Origin of the sequence: Brenneria tiliae, from assembly GCF_023347575.1 — a bacterium.
GTDB lineage: Bacteria > Pseudomonadota > Gammaproteobacteria > Enterobacterales > Enterobacteriaceae > Brenneria > Brenneria corticis.
The window spans coordinates 1-287 of the sequence record NZ_JAKPCB010000043.1; the positions used below are offsets into that span (position 1 = coordinate 1).

1 rRNA gene is annotated in these 287 nt (G+C 54.4%); it reads left to right on the top strand.

What is annotated here, in order from left to right:
- Positions 1-287, top strand: a 16S ribosomal RNA gene (locus MFP24_RS00210); the annotation flags it as partial.

Genomic DNA, 287 nt, shown 5'->3' on the forward strand with positions numbered 1-287 from the left:
GCCTGGGGAGTACGGCCGCAAGGTTAAAACTCAAATGAATTGACGGGGGCCCGCACAAGCGGTGGAGCATGTGGTTTAATTCGATGCAACGCGAAGAACCTTACCTACTCTTGACATCCAGAGAAGAGCCCAGAGATGGGTTTGTGCCTTCGGGAGCTCTGAGACAGGTGCTGCATGGCTGTCGTCAGCTCGTGTTGTGAAATGTTGGGTTAAGTCCCGCAACGAGCGCAACCCTTATCCTTTGTTGCCAGCGATTCGGTCGGGAACTCAAAGGAGACTGCCGGTGA